Below are 19,585 nucleotides of genomic sequence, written 5' to 3' on the forward strand. Positions count from 1 at the left end.
CCTTATTTGCCACCGTATTCACGCATGACCACCGACGTCACCGACCCGCCCCCCGCGCAGCCGCCCGGCGCCACGCCGCCAGGACCGCCGGATGGGCAGCAGCCGCCCGACACGCCGCCGCCGAAGCGGCGCTGGGGCCGGCTGCTGCTGAAGTCGGTCGCGGGCACGGTGGTCATGCTGGTACTGCTCGCCGCACTCGCGGTCGGTCTGCTGTACGGGGCGCTGACGACCGAGCGCGGCACTGCGTACGCGTGGCACGCGGCGGTGAAGCTGCTCGGCGGCCGGCTCGCCGGCACGCTCGACGGCGGCACGCTCGCGCGCGGCGTGCAACTGCGCGACGTGCGCTGGCGCAGCCTCGACGGCAGCGGCACCGACATCGAGATCGACCGCGTCGCGGGCAGCTGGGCGCTCGCGCGCGAGCCGTGGCGGTTCACGATCGACTACCTGCACGTCGGCAAGATCGAGGCGCGCGTCGGCCCGTCGTCGGCGAGCACCAGCGAGCCGCTGAGCTTGCCGCAGGATCTGCAGCTACCGATGCAGCTGGAGATCCGCGACGTGCAGGTCGAGCGGCTGCTGCTGCACCAGGGCGGGTCGACGACGGAGCTGTCCAGCTTCGCGTTTCATGGACGCAGCGACGGGCGTCATCACGAGGCCGCGATCGATCGGCTCGATACGCCGTTCGGGGCGCTGACGGCAGCGGCGAAACTCGATGGCGTGCGGCCGTTTCCGCTCACCGGCGAAGTCGGTTATGCGGGCAAGGTCAACGATGAAGCGGTGCAGGTGGCCGGCCACCTGAGCGGCACGCTCGAGCAGCTCGTCGCCGAACTCGATGCGAGCGGCATGAAGCTCGCCGGCCACGCGCGGGTCGAAGCGGCGCCGTTCGCCGCGGTGCCGTTGCAGCGCGCGACGCTGAGCTTCGATCATGTGAATCCGCAGGCTTTCGCGCCGGGTGCGCCGCTGGCCGATCTGGCGGTGCGCGCGGAGCTGCAGCCGGTGGAGCAGGGCGCGGCGAGCGCGCCTGGCACAGCCAGCGCGGCGAAACCGTCGGCCGCGAGCCATCCGCACCACATCTTCGGCGACCATCACGCGCCGGCCAAACCGGCGGCGGGTTTCGCCGTCGCAGGCCATGTCTCGATCGTCAACGCGAAACCCGGCGCAATCGACCAGAAACTGCTGCCGCTGATCGATGCGAACGCCGACGTGCGCCTCGACGCCCACACGCAGAGCATCTCGAACCTGAACGTGCGGCTCGTGCGCAACGCGACGCTCACCGGCGGCGGCGCGCTGAGCGGCCGGCTCGGCCGGCTCGATCTTAGCGTCGCGCGGCTCGACCTGAACGCGCTGCAGGCGACCGTGCGGCCGACGCAGCTGTCCGGCCCGATCGGCATCCGCCTGAACGACGACATCCAGACCCTGACGCTCGATCTCGCCGACCCCGCCGCCGCGCTGCGCGCCCAGGGCAAGATTACGTTCGACCCCGCACGCATCAGCTTCAACGACGTGCGCGTCACGTCGGGCCGTGGCCGCATCGATCTATCGGGCGCGCTGAAGCACGATGAGAACTCGACCTACAACCTGAAGGCGCAACTGACCGATTTCGATCCGCTGTCGCTGACCTCGCAGATGCCCGCCCGCACGCCTGTCACGACATCCGGCGCGTCCGCCGCGAGCGGCGCGCAACGCGAGCGGCAAGCGCAAGCCGCGGCGCTCGTGGGCAGCACCGCCGGCACGAAGAGCGCGGCGTCCGGCGATCAGGCCGCCGCCATCGCGAAGAACACCGCGCAGGCCGCGGTGCAGACCGAAGTGCTCGAGCGCAGGACGCAACCGCCCGCGCATCGCGCGGGCCTTGCGCCACGCGCAGCCGCGCATGCAGGTCCGCCAGCGCGCAGGATCGAGGCGCGCGTGAACGCCACGGTCACGGCAGCAGGTGTGCTCGCGCCGGTCTTCACGACGCGCGCCGAATTCACGCTCGGTCCGAGCGTCTACAACGACCTGCCGCTCACGGGCGGCGGCATGATCCAGCTGGCCGGCTCGCGAATCCTGCCGAGCCACGCGAATCTTTCGGTGGCGGGCAACCGGGTGAATCTGCAAGGCAGCTTCGGCGCGGCCGGCGACCGGCTGCGCTTCGGCATCGACGCGCCGCAGCTCGATCGGCTGGGCTTCGGCCTCGCGGGCGCGGTCGCCGCGGACGGCGACGTTACCGGCTCGTTCGCGCATCCGAACGTCACGCTGAATTACAAGGCCGACAGCGTCGTGTTCGCGAGCAACCGCATCGGCCATGCGGAAGGCCACGCCGAGTTGCGCGACGGCGCGAACGGCGCGCTCGCGTTCACGACCGACGCGCGCAATGTCAACGCGGGCGGCGTCGACCTCGCCACGCTGACCGCCCGCCTGTCCGGCACACGCGCGAACCACACGCTCGAAGCCGCCGCGACTGGCAAGCTGCAGGACCGACCGCTCGATCTGACGCTCGCCGCCAACGGCAAGCTGACCGACACGCGCGACGGCTCGCGCTGGGACGGCACCGTCACGCGACTGCAGAATCGCGGCACGCCGGAACTCAATCTTGAATCGCCGCTCGCGCTCAGCGCCGGGCCGGGGCACCTCACGCTCGGCGCAACGCGCCTGACGATCGAAGGCTCGGTGCTGACCCTGAAGTCATTCGCGTTCGATCACGGCCGCATCCAGTCGGCCGGCAGCCTGACCGACGTGTCGCTCGCGCACTTGCAGGAGCTGCGTCACCAGATCACCGGCGAGCCGCCCGCCGTGCGCACCGACCTCGTGTTCGACGGCGACTGGGACTTCTCGCTCGGCGCGACGGCGAGCGGCCACATCGAGCTGCGCCGGCGCAGCGGCGACGTGACGGTCGAGATCGGCCGCGGGCTCGCGTCGATGGGCATTGGCGACATCCGAGCGCGCGCCGAATTCACCGGCGGCAACCGGCTCAACGCGACCGTGCATGCGCAGGCGAGCCGCGTCGGCGTGATCGATGCCGACGCGCACACGCCGCTCGTGCTGCGTGACGGCATGTTGAGCGTCGATCCGCAAAGCGCGCTGTCGGGCAACGTGAACGCGAACGTGCCGTCGCTGCGCACGACGGGCGGCCTGCTCGGCCCCAGCTATCTGCTCGACGGCCATCTCGCGCTGAAGCTCGCGCTCGGCGGCACGGTCGCGAAACCGAACGTGACCGGCTCGCTGACCGGCGACGGTCTGTCCGCGACGGTCGTGAGCCAGGGCGTGCAACTGAAGGACGGGGTCGTGCGCATCGCGCTGTCGCAGAACATGGTGGACTTCCAGCAGGTCGAGTTCCACGGCGCGAGCGGCACGCTGCGCGCGACCGGCCGCGTGCGTCTCGACAGCTCGGAGCCCGACATGACCGCGAGCATCGTCGCGGACAAGCTCGATGTGTTCGCGTCGCCGGATCGCCATCTGTCGCTGTCGGGCAGTGCGAACATCTCGAACGGCGGCGTGGAGCGCGGCCCTGTGATCGACGGCAAGTTCGTGGTCGACAGCGCGCGGTTCGATCTGCCCGAGCAGGCCGCGCCGAGCCTCGGCGACGACGTCGTGATCGTCCGCCCGGACGGCACGCGCTCGGGCGGCCGGCCGCGTCCGTCCGAAGGCGGCGAGCGGCCGGCGAGCCCGTTCGCGCCACGCGCCAACATCGAGATCGGCCTCGGCAACGACTTCCGCTTCCGTGGGAAGGGCGCCGATCTCGGCCTCGCCGGCACGATCACCGCGACGAGCGCGCCGAATACGCCGCTGCGCGCGGTCGGCAACGTGCGCGTCACGCCGGGTTCGACCTACACCTCATTCGGCCGCAAGCTCGCTATCGAGAACGGCTTCTTCACGTTCAACGGGCCAGTCACGAATCCGGGCATCAACATTCTCGCGATGCGCCGCAACCAGCAGGTCGAGGCCGGCGTACAGGTAACGGGCACGCTGCAGGCGCCGGTCGCGCGGCTCGTGTCGGAGCCAAGCGTGCCGGACAACGAAAAACTGTCGTGGCTGCTGTTCGGCCACGGCACCGACCAGGGCAACAACCTCGGCCAGCAGAGCACGATGACGACCGCGCTCGCGCTGCTGGGCAGCGCGACGGGTCAGCGGATCGCGCAGACCGTCGGGCTCGACGAGTTTTCGATCGGCCGCAGCGACGTGGGCCTGACCGATCCGCAAGTCGTGATGGTGTCGAAGGCGATCAACGAGCGGCTCGTGATCGGCTACGAGCAGGGGTTGCAGTCGGCGAGCAATGCGATCAAGGCGACGATCAATCTGACGCGATACTGGTCGCTGGTCGTGTATGGCGGCACGTTCTATGGCGCCGACGTGCTGTACACGCGGCGCTTCGATCGGATCTCGTGGTGACGCGGGCAACATAAAAAAACGGCACGCCTGGAAGCGTGCCGTTTTCGTCATACCTGCCTGCGGCGAGGTGGGGCGAGGCGCCCAAAGGCGCCGCGCGTTACTTCACGCGCATGCCGGGCTTCGCGCCGCTGTGCGGCTCGAGCACGTAGAGGCCCGGTTCGGCCTTCTCGTCCGCCGCCGATGCCGCCAGCACCATGCCCTCGGACATGCCGAACTTCATCTTGCGCGGCGCCAGGTTCGCGACCATCACGGTCAGCTTGCCGATCAGCTGCTCCGGCTGATACGCGGACTTGATGCCCGAGAACACGTTGCGGGTCTTCTCTTCGCCGACGTCGAGCGTCAGTTGCAGCAGCTTGTCCGAGCCTTCCACCGCCTTGCAGTCGACGATCTTCGCGATGCGCAGATCGACCTTCGCGAAGTCGTCGATCGTGATGATGCCGGCCTCTTCTTCCTTCGCGGCGACGGCCTTGGCGTGGGCCTTCGCCTTCGCCTTCGCGTCGGCCGGCGCCGCTTCCGGCGTGGCCTGCAGCGAGTCGCGATTGGCCGCGAGCAGCGCCTCGATCTGCTTCGGGTCGACGCGCGTCATCAGATGCTTGTACGCGTTGATCGGGCGCGCCGAGCTGAGCGGCACGGTGGCGTCGGCCCACACGAGCGGCTCGATGCCGAGGAAAGCCTCGACCGCTTCGGCGAGCTTCGGCAGCACCGGCTTCAGGGCCAGCGACAGCAGACGGAACGCCTCGATGCTGACGCTGCAGGTCTCGTGCAGCGCGACCGCATTGGCCGGGTCTTTCGCCTGATCCCAGGGCTTCGCGGTATCGACGTAGGCGTTGACCGAGTCGGCGAGCTCCATGGTCTGACGCAGCGCGCGGCTGTACTCGCGCGCCTCGTAGTGCGCGGCGATCTGCGGCAGCGCCGCGCGCAGCGTGCCGAGCAGCGGATGATGCATCGCGCTGTCCTGCACGCGGCCGTCGAAGCGCTTGATCAGGAAGCCGGCCGCGCGGCTCGCGATGTTCACGTATTTGCCGACCAGATCGCTGTTCACGCGCGCCTGGAAGTCGTCGAGGTTCAGGTCGAGGTCTTCCATCGTGCTGTTCAGCTTGGCCGCGAAGTAGTAGCGCAGCCATTCCGGATTCAGGCCGGTGTCGATCACGCTTTGCGCGGTGATGAAGGTGCCGCGCGACTTCGACATCTTCGCGCCGTCGACGGTCAAAAAGCCGTGCGCGAACACGTTGGTCGGCGTGCGATGGTCCGAGAACTCGAGCATCGCGGGCCAGAACAGCGTGTGGAAATACAGGATGTCCTTGCCGATGAAGTGGTACTGCTCGGCCGTCGAGCCCTTGCGGACCCACGCGTCGAAGTCGAGGCCGCGCTTTTCGGCGAGGTTCTTGAAGCTTGCGTAGTAGCCGACCGGCGCGTCGAGCCACACGTAGAAATACTTACCGGGCGCGCCCGGAATCTCGAAGCCGAAGTACGGCGCGTCGCGCGAAATGTCCCAATCGGCGAGCTTGGCTTCGCCAGCGTCGCCGAGCCATTCGCGCATCTTGTTGGTCGCTTCCGGCTGCGCGAGGCCGCCGACCCAGGCGCGCAGGAAGTTCTCGCAGCGCGGATCGGACAGGCGGAAGAAGTAGTGCGTCGAGGTCTTGCGAATCGGCGTCGCGCCCGAGACGACCGAGTACGGATTGACGAGCTCGGTGGGCTGGTAGGTCGAGCCGCAGACTTCGCAGCTGTCGCCGTATTGGTCTTTGGCGCCGCATTTGGGGCACTCGCCCTTGATGAAGCGGTCCGGCAGGAACATTTCCTTGACCGGGTCGTACGCCTGTTCGATCTCGCGCGCGTCGATCAGCCCCGCTTCCTTCAGCGCGAGGTAGACGTTTTCGCTGAGCACGCGGTTTTCGTCGGAGTCCGTCGAGTAGTAGTTGTCGAACGAAATGCCGAAGCAGTCGAAGTCGCGCTTGTGTTCCAGCCAGACGCGATCGATCAGCTGTTTCGGCGTCAGACCTTCCTGTTCCGCGCGCAGCATCACCGGCGTGCCGTGCGTGTCGTCTGCGCCGACGTAGTAGACCTCGTGGCCGTGCATTCGCAGCGCCCGGACCCAGATGTCCGTCTGGATATATTCGACCAGATGGCCGATATGAATCTGCCCGTTCGCATAAGGAAGGGCCGACGTGACGAGAATCTGACGGCGGCCGGACGGCGCGCCTGCTGGGAGGTCGGTGGCGGGTGCTGACATAAGGATCGGGGTGCCTGCGGTGGGACGAAACGGTGATTTTAGCAGGGCGCACGCTGCACGCGGACCGGGCGCGGCGGGCTGGACGCGCGGAACAGAGGGGGATGGGGGCGGGCGCTGCGGTGGGGGACAGCCAGGAACGACGCCTGGCGAAGCGAAGTGCAAAACCGCGCGGGCAAAAAAAAACCGGGGTCGATAAACCCCGGAGCAACAACGACAAGAGGAGAATGGTGACGTGATGGCTTCGCCAGCCACGTACCGTAAAGACAGACCGCGGATTTTCCGAAGAGTTCGAAATTTTTTTCGATCCGTCGACAAAACGGTCCGGCGCCTCGTCCCGCCCGCAAGCCGGGCGCATGCGGCTGAAACGTCGGCCGGCCCGGCGGCGCCTTCTCCTTGAGACTTGCCCTTATTGGGTCGCGTGCTGGGCCGTGGCGCGCAGATAGATCTCGACGCGACGGTTGGCCGCACGGCCGGCTTCGGTGTTGTTGTCGGCGATCGGCTGGTTCGGGCCCATGCCGGTGGCCGACAGGCGCTGCGGCGCGATGCCGCGTTGCGCCAGATAGCCGGTCACGCTCTGCGCGCGATTGACCGACAGCGTCTCGTTGTATTGCAGCGAGCCGGTGCTGTCCGTATGGCCGACGACCGACGCGACGACTTCCGGATTCTGCTGCAGCGTCTGCGCGAGCTGGTCGAGCACCGGTGCGAACGACGGCTTGATCGCGTAGCTGCTGGTGTCGAACGTGACCGAACTCGGGATGTTCAGCTTGAGCGAGCCGTCAGGTTGCTCGGTGATCTGCGTGCCGGTGCCCTTGGTCGCGCCCGACATGCGGTTGCGGATGTTGTCCCAGTTGTAGCCGGTGATGCCGCCCACCGCGGCGCCGGTGGCCGCGCCGATCGCCGCGCCCTTGCCGCCGCCGAAGATCGCGCCGATCGCCGCGCCGGCACCAGCGCCCACGCCGGTGCCGACTGCTGTGTTGGTGCCCTGTTGGGTTGCGCAGCCTGCCACCAGCGAGCCGGCCACGGCGAATACGGCCACGCGAGTCATGATTCTTGCATTCATTTTGGTTTCCTTTCGAGTGCGAATAAGCCAGCGGGTAGCGGTCAGTCTATGCAGCGAACATTACGGCAATGCAGCGACCACTCAGAAAATTCGGGAACGATTCCTGCGCCATGCTTCGTGCGGTCCTACAGCGAAGAAGGGTCTTCGGGCACCGGCTGCCGCCAGACACTACAATAGTGCCTGGAACACACAGCGATGCGACCCTACGGCGTCCCGCGTGCCCCGAAGGGTGCCCGGCACGTTCGATTTTCGCAATGCCGCATAACAATTTCTTGCAAATTCCGCCGCGTGGCCGATCGGTCCATCTCGCCGCGCCGCACCTCTTCCCCACGGAGTATCAATGAGTATCGATCGGGCTTTGGTCGACGCCGCCGTCGCGGCCGTCACTGACCCCAACACCGGCGCGCCGTACGCGGCCGCGAAGAGCATCCGCAACGTGGTTGTGGAGGGCGACGCGGTCGGCCTTCAGGTGACGCTCGGCTACCCGGCGAAAAGCCAGTTCGACGCGATCCGCCAGCGGTTCGCCGACGCGTTGCGCGAGGTGCCCGGCGTCGCGAACGTGCGCGTCGAGGTTTCGCAACAGATTGCCGCACACACCGTGCAGCGCGGCGTGAAACTGCTGCCCGGCGTGAAGAACATCGTCGCGGTTGCCTCGGGCAAGGGCGGCGTCGGCAAGAGCACGACCGCCGTGAATCTCGCGCTCGCGCTCGCGAGCGAGGGCGCGGCGGTCGGCATTCTCGACGCCGACATCTACGGCCCGTCGCTGCCCACCATGCTCGGCATCGAGGGTCGCCCCGAATCGCCCGACGACAAATCGATGAACCCGATGACCGGCCACGGCGTGCAGGCCAGCTCGATAGGTTTCCTGATCGAGGCGGACAACCCGATGGTGTGGCGCGGCCCGATGGCGACCTCGGCGCTCGAACAGCTGCTGCGCCAGACCAACTGGCACGAACTCGACTATCTGATCGTCGACATGCCACCGGGCACCGGCGACATCCAGCTGACGCTCGCGCAGCGCGTGCCGGTTACGGGCGCCGTGATCGTCACGACGCCGCAGGACATTGCGCTGCTCGACGCGAAGAAGGGCCTCAAGATGTTCGAAAAGGTCGGCATCCCGATTCTCGGCATCGTCGAGAACATGGGCCTGCACATCTGTTCGAATTGCGGGCACGAGGAGCACATCTTCGGCGCCGGCGGCGGCGAGCGCATGGGCAAGGAGTATGGCGTCGACGTGCTCGGCAGCCTGCCGCTCGACATCACGATCCGCGAGCAGGCCGACTCGGGCCGTCCGACGGTCGTCGCGGACCCGAACGGGCGCGTTGCGGAGATCTATCGCTCGATCGCGCGCAAGGTCGCGGTGCATATCGCCGAGCGCGCACGCGACATGAGCTCGAAGTTTCCGAACATCGTCGTGCAGAACACCTGAGCGGCCGTTCGGGCAAGGGATTAGGGGCGATCTCGATCCCTATTTTCACGAGCTCTCGCGGTATCATGTCGACTTCACGAGTTCGGCTCGGCGGCCGCAGGGGCGGCCGCCAGGCCGACGAGAGGATCGCATGGGAAAACGAATCGACGGGCACGCGGTACATGCGTTCATCGTCCTGACTGCCGGCTGTGTGCTGTTGAGCGGCTGTGGCGTATTCCTGAGACCACAGGAAAAGCGCGCCGACGCGCAACTGCTGCCCACCGTGGGCAATCAGGCGCACGGTCTCGTGACCTTTATCGAGCGCTCGGACGGCGTCCAGGTCACCTACAATCTCACGGGCTTGCCGCCCAATAGCGACCACGCGCTGCAGGTGCACGAGCGCGGCGACTGCAACGCCGCCGACGGCTCCAGCGCCGGTCCGGTGTTTTCGCCGGCGGCCGAACGGCTCAAGGCCGGCGCGCGCGTCGAGGGCGATCTCGGCAACATCCATGCGGACGCGAACGGCGTGGCCACCGGCTTCATCGTCGCGCCGGACGTGTCGCTCGACGGCATCCGCTCGGTGCTGCAGCGCGCGGTACTGCTCCACCGCGATGCGACCGATCCCTACGCTTACCCTCAGCATGGCGCGGGCGCGGCGATCGCCTGCGGCGTGATTCGCCAGCAGTGAAGCGCGAGCGCGCTATCGCCGCGCCCGCCCCGCAACGGCGTCGTGCCAGTCGGCGGACCCCCTTCATCGGGCGCGCCTCGCGCCATCTGCGGCAGCGTCTCCGTGATCGCGTAAAATAAGCGGCCTTTGCCGGCTGGGCGCCGAAGCGCCGCCGGTCGTTTTCATCTATCTTTCGTCACACCTGATATTCACGTCGAGCAGCTCTCACCTATGACCATCAAATCTGACAAGTGGATCCGGCGCATGGCCGAGTCGCACAAGATGATCGAGCCGTTTGCGCCCGATCAGGTTCGCGTCTCCGAAGACGGCCGGAAGATTGTCAGCTACGGCACCTCGAGCTACGGCTACGACATCCGCTGCGCCGACGAATTCAAGATCTTCACCAACATCAACTCGACGATCGTCGATCCGAAGAACTTCGACGAGAAGTCGTTTGTCGATTTCAAGGGCGACGTCTGCATCATCCCGCCGAACTCGTTCGCGCTCGCGCGCACGGTCGAGTATTTCCGTATTCCGCGCAGCGTGCTGACCGTGTGCCTCGGCAAATCAACATACGCGCGCTGCGGAATCATCGTCAACGTGACGCCGTTCGAGCCGGAATGGGAAGGCCACGTCACGCTCGAATTCTCGAATACGACACCTTTGCCTGCGAAAATTTACGCGAACGAAGGCGTCGCGCAGGTGCTGTTTTTCGAAAGCGACGAGATTTGTGAAACGTCGTACGCGGATCGCGGCGGCAAGTATCAAGGTCAGCACGGCGTCACATTGCCGAAAACGTGACGTCGGCAGCGTCTTGACCCACCAGTTATTCGGGTGACCGCTGCGCTTTTTACGTAACGCAGCGGTCGTTTTCTTTTTGGAGAATCGCCCATGAAGTTCCGTTTCCCCGTCGTCATCATCGACGAAGATTTCCGCTCCGAGAACATCTCGGGTTCCGGCATCCGGGCTTTGGCCGAAGCCATCGAGAAAGAAGGCGCGGAAGTGCTCGGGTTGACGAGCTACGGCGATCTGACCTCGTTCGCGCAGCAGTCGAGCCGCGCGTCGTGCTTCATCCTGTCGATCGACGACGACGAGCTGCTGCCATACGTCGATAACGTGGTTGTCGAAGGCGAGACGCCCGAGCTTGCCGCCGCGATCGTCGCACTGCGCGCGTTCGTGACCGAAGTGCGCCGCCGCAACGCCGATATTCCGATCTTCCTGTACGGCGAAACGCGCACTTCGCGCCATCTGCCGAACGACATCCTGCGCGAGCTGCACGGCTTCATCCATATGTTCGAGGACACGCCGGAGTTCGTCGCGCGCCATATCATCCGCGAGGCGAAGGTGTATCTCGACTCGCTGGCGCCGCCGTTCTTCAAGGAACTGGTGCAGTACGCGGAAGAAGGTTCGTACTCGTGGCACTGCCCGGGTCACTCGGGCGGCGTCGCGTTCCTGAAGAGCCCGCTCGGCCAGATGTTCCACCAGTTCTTCGGCGAGAACATGCTGCGCGCCGACGTCTGCAACGCGGTCGACGAACTGGGCCAGCTGCTCGACCATACCGGTCCGGTCGCGGCCTCGGAGCGCAACGCCGCGCGCATCTTCAGCGCCGACCACGTGTTCTTCGTGACCAACGGCACCTCCACCTCGAACAAGATCGTCTGGCACGGCACGGTGGCGCCGGGAGACATCGTGCTGGTCGACCGCAACTGCCACAAGTCGATCCTGCACGCGATTACGATGACCGGCGCGATACCGGTGTTCCTGACGCCGACCCGCAACAACTTCGGCATCATCGGCCCGATTCCGCGCAGCGAGTTCGAACCGGAGAACATCCGCAAGAAGATCGAGGCGAACCCGTTCGCGCGCGAAGCGCTCGCGAAGAACCCGAACCTGAAGCCGCGCATTCTGACGATCACGCAAAGCACCTACGACGGCGTGATCTACAACGTCGAGATGATCAAGGAGATGTTGGGCGAATGGCTCGACACGCTGCACTTCGACGAAGCGTGGCTGCCGCACGCCGAATTCCACGAGTTCTATCAGGACATGCACGCCATCGGCGCGGGCCGTCCGCGTATCGGCGCGATGGTGTACGCGACGCACTCCACGCACAAGCTGCTCGCCGGCATCTCGCAGGCGTCACAGATCGTCGTGCAGGATTCGAAGAACAGCCGCTTCGACAGGCATCGCTTCAACGAGGCGTATCTGATGCATACGTCGACGAGCCCGCAGTACGCGATCATCGCGTCGTGCGACGTGGCCGCGGCGATGATGGAAGCGCCGGGCGGCACCGCGCTCGTCGAGGAGTCGATCGCTGAAGCGCTCGACTTCCGCCGCGCGATGACCAAGGTCGACACCGAATACGGCGACGACTGGTTCTTCAAGGTGTGGGGCCCGGACCAGTTCGCCGAGGAAGGCATCGGCTCGCGTGACGACTGGATGCTGCGTCCCAACGACGCGTGGCACGGCTTTGGCCCGCTCGCCGAAGGCTTCAACATGCTCGACCCGATCAAGGCGACGATCGTCACGCCGGGTCTCGACATGGACGGCGGCTTCGGCGAAACCGGCATTCCGGCCGCGATCGTCACGAAGTACCTGGCCGAGCACGGCATCATCGTCGAGAAGACGGGCCTGTACTCGTTCTTCATCATGTTTACGATCGGCATCACGAAGGGCCGCTGGAACTCGATGGTGACCGAGCTGCAGCAGTTCAAGGACGACTACGACAACAACCAGCCGCTGTGGCGTGTGCTGCCCGAGTTCGTGCAGCATCATCCGATGTACGAGCGTGTCGGCCTGCGCGACCTGTGCCAGCAGATCCACAGCGTGTATCGCGCGAACGACATCGCGCGTCTGACGACCGAGATGTACCTGTCGAGCATGGAGCCGGCGATGAAGCCGTCCGACGCGTTTGCGAAGCTCGCGCACCGCGAGATCGATCGGGTACCGATCGACGAGCTCGAAGGCCGTGTCACGTCGATCCTGTTGACGCCGTATCCGCCGGGCATTCCGCTGCTGATTCCGGGCGAGCGTTTCAACAGGACCATCGTCAACTATCTGCGTTTCGCGCGCGAGTTCAACGAGCGCTTCCCGGGCTTCCATACGGATATCCACGGGCTCGTCGGCGAAATGGTCAACGGGCGCATCGAATACTTCGTCGATTGCGTGCGCATCTGACGATGGGGAGGGTGACGTTTCTGCCGGGCCTCGCAGCGATCGGCCGCTGGCGGCGCGGGGCCGGCGTGCTGGCCTTCGCGCTGGCGGCCGGCACGGTGGTGTTCGGCGGCATCGCGAGTCCGGCGGCGCATGCCGAGGTGGCCGCCGCCGATCCGCTCGACGCGTCGATGCGCGCATGTCTCGCGCGCGCCGACATGTCGACGACGATGGGGCAGGTGCAGTGCATGGACGCTGCGCGCATCGGCTGGAAGATCGCGGTCGACAACGCGTACCAGCAGTTGCTCGCGAAGCTGCCGCCCGCGCGGCGCAGGCTGTGGGAAAGGAGCCAGTCGAGCTGGCTCGCGTCGCGCGATGCCGAGAAGCAGTTGCTTGCCGCGGTCTTCGCCACGACCCAAGGTTCGATGTACGTGCTTTCCGAAGCCGACATGCAGCTGCAGCCGGTGCGCGACCGCGCGCTCGCGCTGCGCAGCGCGCTCGCCGATGCGAACGGACCGGCGCCGCGCCGGCCGCGCGCCTGCAGCGCCGACGCGCGTTGCGAACACGCGATGTTCGATCTGAACCGCTACTATCGTGTGCTCGAAGCGAAGATGCCGGCGCAATCGCGGCCGACGCTCGTGCACGCGCAACGCGCGTGGAGCGCGTATCTGACGGCGTCGACGCGGCTCGTCGACGAGCACGGGCGTATCGACATCATCGGCGCGCGCGTCGCGACGATCAAACGGCTCTCCGAAACGGCCGGCAACCACTAACGGCCGCCGACCGGCGCGGCCCACCGCGCATTCAATCCCATTGATAACGGTCTTCGCGCGGCTGCGGCGGCGCGAGCGCCGGCTCGCCGCGCAGATCGCGCATCGTATCCTCGATCATCGCGGACATCGTGTTGAGCGCGAGGTCATTGTCGTCGGTGCCGAACGGTTCTTCGAGCTGCGACGCGATCGCTTCGTGCGCCATGAACGTGTACGCGACGAACACTGCGAACACCGGCGTGAAAATGCCGATGCTATTGACGAGTCCGAATGGCAGCGACGCGCAGAAGAAGTACACGGTGCGGTGGATCATCACCGAATACGCGAACGGCAGTGGCGTCGACGCGATGCGCTCGCACCCGCCGATCACATCCGACAGCCCGCACAGATTGCGGTCGAACGCGAGCACCGCCATCGGATCGAGCGCCCCCGCGCGTGCCGCGCGCTGCACCCATTCGCCGAGGCACAGCAACAGCGCGGCTGGCTTGTAGCGCGATCCAATCACACGTTCAAACAGTGCGCGGGGCAGCCGCGCGGAAAGGTCGTCGCGCGGTTCGGTCTTGCGCAACTGATGACGCAGCGCATGCGGGAGCGCGCTCAGTATCGCCAGAAACGCGGCGGCTTCTTCTTCGGGCAACTCTCGCGACGGCAGCGTCAGCGCCTGGCGCGTCAGCGAGCGCGACTCATTGAGCAACTGCCCCCACAGCTTGCGCGCCTCCCACCAGCGGTCGTAGCTCGCGTTGTTGCGAAAGCCGAGAAACACCGCCAGCGCAATGCCGACCAGCGAGAACGGCGCGATCGAGTTCAGGTTCAGGCTGACGGGCAGCAGATGATCGTGTGCGGCGAGCGCAATGATCGAGATGAAGAAGATCAGCAGGAGCCGCGGCAGCAACTGCGGCAGCACCGAGCCGCGCCACGCGAGCAGCATGTGAAACCAGTGGAGATGCGGGCGGATGATCATGGCAAAGCGCTTCGGCCAGGAGATAGAGCGCCTATTATCGGTCGCTTTTCGCGTCCCCAAACAGGAAAACCCGCGGCGGGCGCATCGAAGACGATGCACACGCCGCGGATTCGTTCACCGCAAGCGGATCGGGACAGCCGTGAGCGGAGGCTCAGTCGCGCGCCGACGACGCAGCGCCGTGGCTGAGCCAGTCGAGCACGGCCGTCGCGTCGTCGTCGGCGCCTTCGCGCGCTTTCTCGACCGTCTCGGCGACGTCGTCGCTCGGCACCGCGCGCCGAATCGCCACACCGACCGCGAGAATGTCGATCATCACGAGGTGCAGGATGCGCGAGATCATCGACAGTTGCGACTCGCGAATCTCGATGTGATCGGTTTCCAGCGCGACCGTCGCACGCTTCGCGAGCGGTGTGTTGCTCGAGGTGATCGCGATCACCTGCGCGCCGGCCTGCATCGCGACGTCGAGCACGCGCAGCAGCTCGGGCGCGCGCCCCGACTTCGACACCGCGACGATCACGTCGCCCTTGCCGAGCAGCGCGGCCGAGGCCGCCTGCATGTACAGGTCACCGTACGCGATGGTCGGAATGCCGAAGCGGAAGAACTTGTAGTGCGCGTCCTGCGCGACGATGTTCGAATTGCCGAGTCCGTAGAACTCGATGCGCCGCGCGCCGTTCAGCAGGTCGATGGCGCGTTCCACGTGCTCGAAGTTCAGATGCTCGCGCAATTGCAGAATCGCGGACACGGTATTGTCGAGCACCTTCGCGCCGAAGTCGGTCGCGGTGTCGCCGAGATGCACCTGGCTGTGGCTGACCGGAATCGTGCCGGTCAAACCGGTCGCGAGCTTGAGCTTGAAGTCCGACAGCCCCTGGCAGCCGAGCGAGCGGCAGAAGCGGATCACGGTCGGCTGACTGACGTCGGCCTTGCGCGCGATGTCGACGATCGGATCGTTGATGATCGAACGCGGGTGGTTCAGCGCGAGATCGGCGACGCGGCGCTCGGCCGGCGTCAGCGCGTCGCGCATCTGGCGAATCCGCTCGAACACCGCCGACGAGCTGCCGCCCGCGCGGTTCGACAGCTGCTCCGCCAGAATCGCCGATACGCCGAGGAACGCCGGGTATTCGGCGGTAATCACATAGGTCGGCACGTTCTGCAGATATGCCTCGAAGCGGCCCTTCGCCTCGAAGCGCTGGCGAAACGACGAACGCGCGAAGAACTCGCCGAGGCGTGGCACGACGCCGCCGCCGATATAGATGCCGCCGAGCGCGCCGAGCGTCACCGCGATATTGCCGGCGAAGGTGCCGAGAATGCCGCAGAACACGTCGACCGATTCGGCCGCGAGCGGCTCGCCTTCGAGCGCGCGCTTGACCACATCGGCCGTATTGACGCTGGCCGGCACGCGCTTCTTGTCGCGGCCCGCGAGCGCGCGATAGATCACCTCGATGCCGGGACCCGCGGCGACGCGTTCGAACGACACGTGCGACCACTTCTTGCGCGCGTACTGCAGCACGATATCTTCACGCTCGTCGGCGGGCGCGAAGGTGGCGTGGCCGCCTTCGCTGCCGAGCGCGATCCAGCGGTCGTCGGCGGGGATCAGGCCCGACACCCCCATGCCGGTGCCGGGGCCGAGCAGGCCGATCACGCTGTTCGGCCGGCGCTGGCCGCCGCCCACCTGCACGCGCTGCGTGTCGGTGAGGCCGGGCAGCGCCATCGCGAGCGCGGTGAAGTCGTTGACGACGAGCAGCGTGTCGAAGCCGAGCGCGCGGCGCGTCGCTTCGATCGAAAAGGTCCAGTCGTGATTGGTCATGCTGACCTGGTCGCCGTCGACCGGGTTCGCAATCGCGATCGCCGCGTGATTGACGCGGCCGATCTTCGTGTCCTTCAGATACTTCTTGATGACGTCGGCGACGCTCGGGTAGTCGGCGCAAGGATAGATCTGCACCGAGCCGATTTCGCCGGGGCCCGTCTCGAGCGCGAAACGCGCATTGGTACCGCCGATGTCGGCCAGGAGCCTCGGTCCATCGGCGTGCTGGACCGCGCCCGGCACAGCTTTAGTTTGCACACCAGTAGACATCGAGTCTCACTCCCTTGTCGTTTGCCAGCTGCGAGATGGCATTTTTTTGTGGCGCGGCGGACGCGGCGTTGAGCACGTCCATCTTGCGCGGCCCTGCGATCAGCAGAAACAGATGCTTCACGTCCTTCAGCGCGGACAGCGACCAGCTCACGCGCGCGTGCGGCGCCGCGCCCGGATGCACGGCGACGAAACGCTCGGTCGTGTTGATCGCGTGATCCCATTCGGGCGCGTCGGCGAAGATCGACGCGGTGTGGCCGTCTTCGCCCATGCCCAGCACCGCGACGTCGGGCGCCGTGGCAAAGCGCGCGTCCGCGTTCAGCGCGGCGACGTGCGAATGCAGATCCTGGGTGGTGTCGACGAGCGGCCAGAAGGTCGCGTGTTGCGCCGCGTTCTGCAGCAACGTGGCGCGCGCGAGCTGCGCGTTGCTCGCGCTATCGGTCTCCGGCACCCAGCGGTCGTCGACCAGCGTGATCGCGATGCGGGGCCAGTCGAACGTCTGCGTCGACAACGTTTGCAGGAACGGACGCGGGCTGCTGCCGCCGGACACGGCCAGCATGGCCGGGCGCGCGAGCGGGGTTGACGTGCCGGTGCCGGCCGCCTGTGCGGCAAGCGACGCATGCAACGCGTCGCCCACCGCTTTCGCCAGCGCGTCGGATTGGGCGCGCTGGTCGTCGAAAGCGTGAAGCTCGATCACTTCTCCTCCGTGCTGCTTTCTTGTTAGGTCTGCGGAATCAGCCTGACTGCTCTCGCACGATGCTTGCAAGGCGGGTGGCCTGCGGACGCATGACGCGATACCGGCGCGACTCCGTTCAGTTCGTCGGTGGTGTTGCCGGAGCCGCGCGCCGAGGTGTTCATCGCGCGCGGCGCCGTCCATCAATTCATCAAACTCAATTCTCTTCCTCGAGCCAGCAGGTGCCGTGCTGGGCGAGCATCGCGCTCGCCGCGGCCGGTCCCCACGTGCCCGCCGCGTACGGCTTGGGCGGCTTGGTGGAGGCCTTCCACTCGTTCAGGATCGGCTCGACCCAACGCCACGCGGCTTCCTGTTCGTCGCGCCGCACGAACAGCGCGAGGCGCCCGTGGATCACGTCGAGCAGCAGCCGCTGATAGGCCTCCATCTGGTCTTCGCGGAAGAACCGGTCGAACGCGAGATCGAGGTATACGCTCGCGAGGTTCATACCCTCGCCGGGCTGCTTCGCGAGACAGTACAGACGAATCGTCTCGTTCGGCTGCAGACGGATCACGAGGCGGTTCGCGCCCGCGCGCAGCGCCGACGCGCCAAGCGCCGAATGCGGCACCGCACGGAAATTCACGACGATCTCGGCGACGCGATCGGCGAGCCGCTTGCCCGTGCGCAGGAAAAACGGCACGCCGGCCCAGCGCCAGTTCTCGATCTCGACCTTCAGCGCGACGAACGTCTCGGTCGAGCTATCGGGCTTCACGCCGTGCTCGGTCGCGTAGGCCGGGACCGTGTTGCCACGGATCACGCCCGAATGATACTGGCCGCGCACCGCGACCTTGCCGATTTCCTGCGGCTCGACCGGTTTGAGCGCGCGCAGCACGCGCAGCTTTTCGTCGCGCACCGAGTCGGAATCCATCGAGTGGGGCGGCTCCATCGCGACGATCGACAGCAACTGCAACAGGTGGTTCTGCACCATGTCGCGCAGCGCGCCGGTATTGTCGTAGAAATCGCCGCGCGCTTCGACGCCGAGTTCCTCGGCGATCGTGATCTGGATGCTTTCGACCCACTCGCGGCGCCACAGCGGCTCGAACAGCGCATTGCCGAAGCGCAGCGCGAGCAGGTTCTGCACCGGCTCCTTGCCGAGGTAATGGTCGATCCGGTAGATCTGTTCTTCCGCGAAGATTTCGCCGACCGCATCATTAATTGCGTTCGACGACTTCAGGTCGTAGCCGAGCGGCTTCTCGAGCACGATGCGAGCGTTGTGGTTCAGGCCCACCGCGGCGAGCGCATGGCAGATCGGCACGAACAGCGACGGACCCGTCGCCAGATAGAACACGCGGATGCCGGGCATCTCCTGGATCGCGTCGCGCAGTTGCGCGAAGTCATCCGGATTGCCGAGATCGATCTTCACGAACTCGATGCGCGCGAGGAAGCTCGTCCACGCGGCTTCGTCGAGGCCGTTCTTCGACACATGCGGCTTGACGTGCCCGTCGACCCACTGCAGATACTCGCCGCGATCCTCGACGTGCCGCGCGACCGCGACGATCTTGCCGCTGTCGGCGAGCATGCCGCCCGCGCGGTGCGCCTCGAACAGCGCGGGCAGGATCTTGCGCATCGACAGATCGCCGGTTCCGCCGAAGAGAACGAAGGTGAAGCTTGTGTCGGTATGCATGAGTCTCCGTCGATGTCCTGAAGGGCCGCCGCGCTGATCGGACACTGCACGCGCAGCGCCCCGGAAGAGCGACCGTAGTCCGATAAAATATTTTTTGACACTGAATTGTAGTTTAACTACAATCCAAATCAAGAGGTAGCGTTAATTCGATGAAAAAAGCGTGCGCTGTACAGACGGAATGCACGCTTTTTGCGAATCGGCGGACGTCCCCGGCACGCTAACGGGCCGACGCCTTCCGGTACGCGCCAGCAGGGTGCCGGCGGACCTTACGGAAAGCCGGGGAGTCGACGGGCTTGCGGGGTCGTTGCCCGCAGCCGACGTCAGGCTGGCGGCGAATTGGCGTATGAGGTACCTCGAGTCTGCAGCGCGATGCGGGCAGGCAAAAATCAAAAGAGGAGACAGTCAGTTGCATCCCGAACCACTCACCTCTTGAGCGTCCAGCGGCCGGACATCGGTCCGCCGGCACATGCCCTCGCGCATGCGCCCGACCGTGCCCGATCGCCCAGTGTTTTGCCTGTTTGAACCAACCACAGCACCCTGGCGACATCAGGGGCC

At 66.3% G+C, this 19,585-nt stretch carries 12 protein-coding genes; 6 read left to right on the top strand and 6 right to left on the bottom strand.

Translation table 11 applies throughout. The features are described from left to right. The first annotated feature begins 24 nt into the window (after positions 1 to 24). A complete protein-coding gene (locus tag OKW41_RS44440; RefSeq protein WP_429576348.1) occupies positions 25 to 4,362 on the top strand; it encodes a translocation/assembly module TamB domain-containing protein in 4,338 nt (1,445 codons plus the stop codon). Between the two features lie 97 nt (positions 4,363 to 4,459). Here OKW41_RS44440 and metG read toward each other — a convergent pair whose 3' ends face one another. Next, positions 4,460 to 6,592: a methionine--tRNA ligase gene (gene metG, locus OKW41_RS44445; protein ID WP_429452712.1), complete on the bottom strand. Its 2,133-nt coding sequence runs from the start codon at positions 6,590 to 6,592 to the stop codon at positions 4,460 to 4,462. A 406-nt stretch (positions 6,593 to 6,998) separates the two neighbouring features. Beyond that, positions 6,999 to 7,652 (bottom strand): OmpA family protein, encoded by a 654-nt coding sequence (locus OKW41_RS44450; RefSeq protein WP_184007820.1) that lies wholly within the window; start codon positions 7,650 to 7,652, stop codon positions 6,999 to 7,001. Positions 7,653 to 7,992: 340 nt separating this feature from the next. Between OKW41_RS44450 and apbC the strand changes: the two genes are divergently transcribed. The 5 genes from apbC to OKW41_RS44475 all read left to right on the top strand — a co-directional run bounded on the left by apbC (position 7,993) and on the right by OKW41_RS44475 (position 13,653). After that, positions 7,993 to 9,081, top strand: a complete 1,089-nt coding sequence (gene apbC / locus OKW41_RS44455; RefSeq protein WP_429576349.1) for an iron-sulfur cluster carrier protein ApbC — start codon at positions 7,993 to 7,995, stop codon at positions 9,079 to 9,081. Between the two features lie 130 nt (positions 9,082 to 9,211). Further along, positions 9,212 to 9,748, top strand: coding sequence for a superoxide dismutase family protein (locus OKW41_RS44460; protein WP_090803451.1), 537 nt, complete (start codon positions 9,212 to 9,214; stop codon positions 9,746 to 9,748). A 210-nt stretch (positions 9,749 to 9,958) separates the two neighbouring features. Then, a complete protein-coding gene (gene dcd, locus OKW41_RS44465; RefSeq protein ID WP_008924193.1) occupies positions 9,959 to 10,528 on the top strand; it encodes a dCTP deaminase in 570 nt (189 codons plus the stop codon). A gap of 90 nt (positions 10,529 to 10,618) precedes the next feature. Continuing rightward, on the top strand, positions 10,619 to 12,904 hold the full coding sequence (locus OKW41_RS44470) for an Orn/Lys/Arg decarboxylase N-terminal domain-containing protein (protein WP_429576350.1): 2,286 nt from the start codon (positions 10,619 to 10,621) through the stop codon (positions 12,902 to 12,904). A gap of 2 nt (positions 12,905 to 12,906) precedes the next feature. After that, complete coding sequence (locus OKW41_RS44475; protein ID WP_429576351.1) at positions 12,907 to 13,653, top strand: lysozyme inhibitor LprI family protein; 747 nt, start codon at positions 12,907 to 12,909, stop codon at positions 13,651 to 13,653. A gap of 31 nt (positions 13,654 to 13,684) precedes the next feature. Here the strand turns inward: OKW41_RS44475 and OKW41_RS44480 are convergent, their stop codons facing one another. The 4 genes from OKW41_RS44480 to zwf form a co-directional block, all read right to left on the bottom strand. Next, entirely contained in the window at positions 13,685 to 14,611 is a 927-nt protein-coding gene (locus tag OKW41_RS44480; protein WP_429576352.1) for a bestrophin family protein, read from the bottom strand. A gap of 151 nt (positions 14,612 to 14,762) precedes the next feature. Beyond that, complete coding sequence (locus OKW41_RS44485; RefSeq protein ID WP_429576353.1) at positions 14,763 to 16,679, bottom strand: bifunctional transcriptional regulator/glucokinase; 1,917 nt, start codon at positions 16,677 to 16,679, stop codon at positions 14,763 to 14,765. Then, complete coding sequence (gene pgl, locus OKW41_RS44490) at positions 16,657 to 17,373, bottom strand: 6-phosphogluconolactonase (protein ID WP_429452698.1); 717 nt, start codon at positions 17,371 to 17,373, stop codon at positions 16,657 to 16,659. The genes OKW41_RS44485 and pgl overlap by 23 nt, the downstream gene beginning before the upstream one ends. 193 nt (positions 17,374 to 17,566) lie before the next feature. Continuing rightward, a complete protein-coding gene (zwf, locus tag OKW41_RS44495) occupies positions 17,567 to 19,030 on the bottom strand; it encodes a glucose-6-phosphate dehydrogenase (RefSeq protein ID WP_429576354.1) in 1,464 nt (487 codons plus the stop codon). Positions 19,031 to 19,585: the final 555 nt, after the last annotated feature.

The sequence above is a fragment of the Paraburkholderia sp. UCT70 genome, assembly GCF_050434085.1.
Classification (GTDB): domain Bacteria; phylum Pseudomonadota; class Gammaproteobacteria; order Burkholderiales; family Burkholderiaceae; genus Paraburkholderia; species Paraburkholderia tuberum.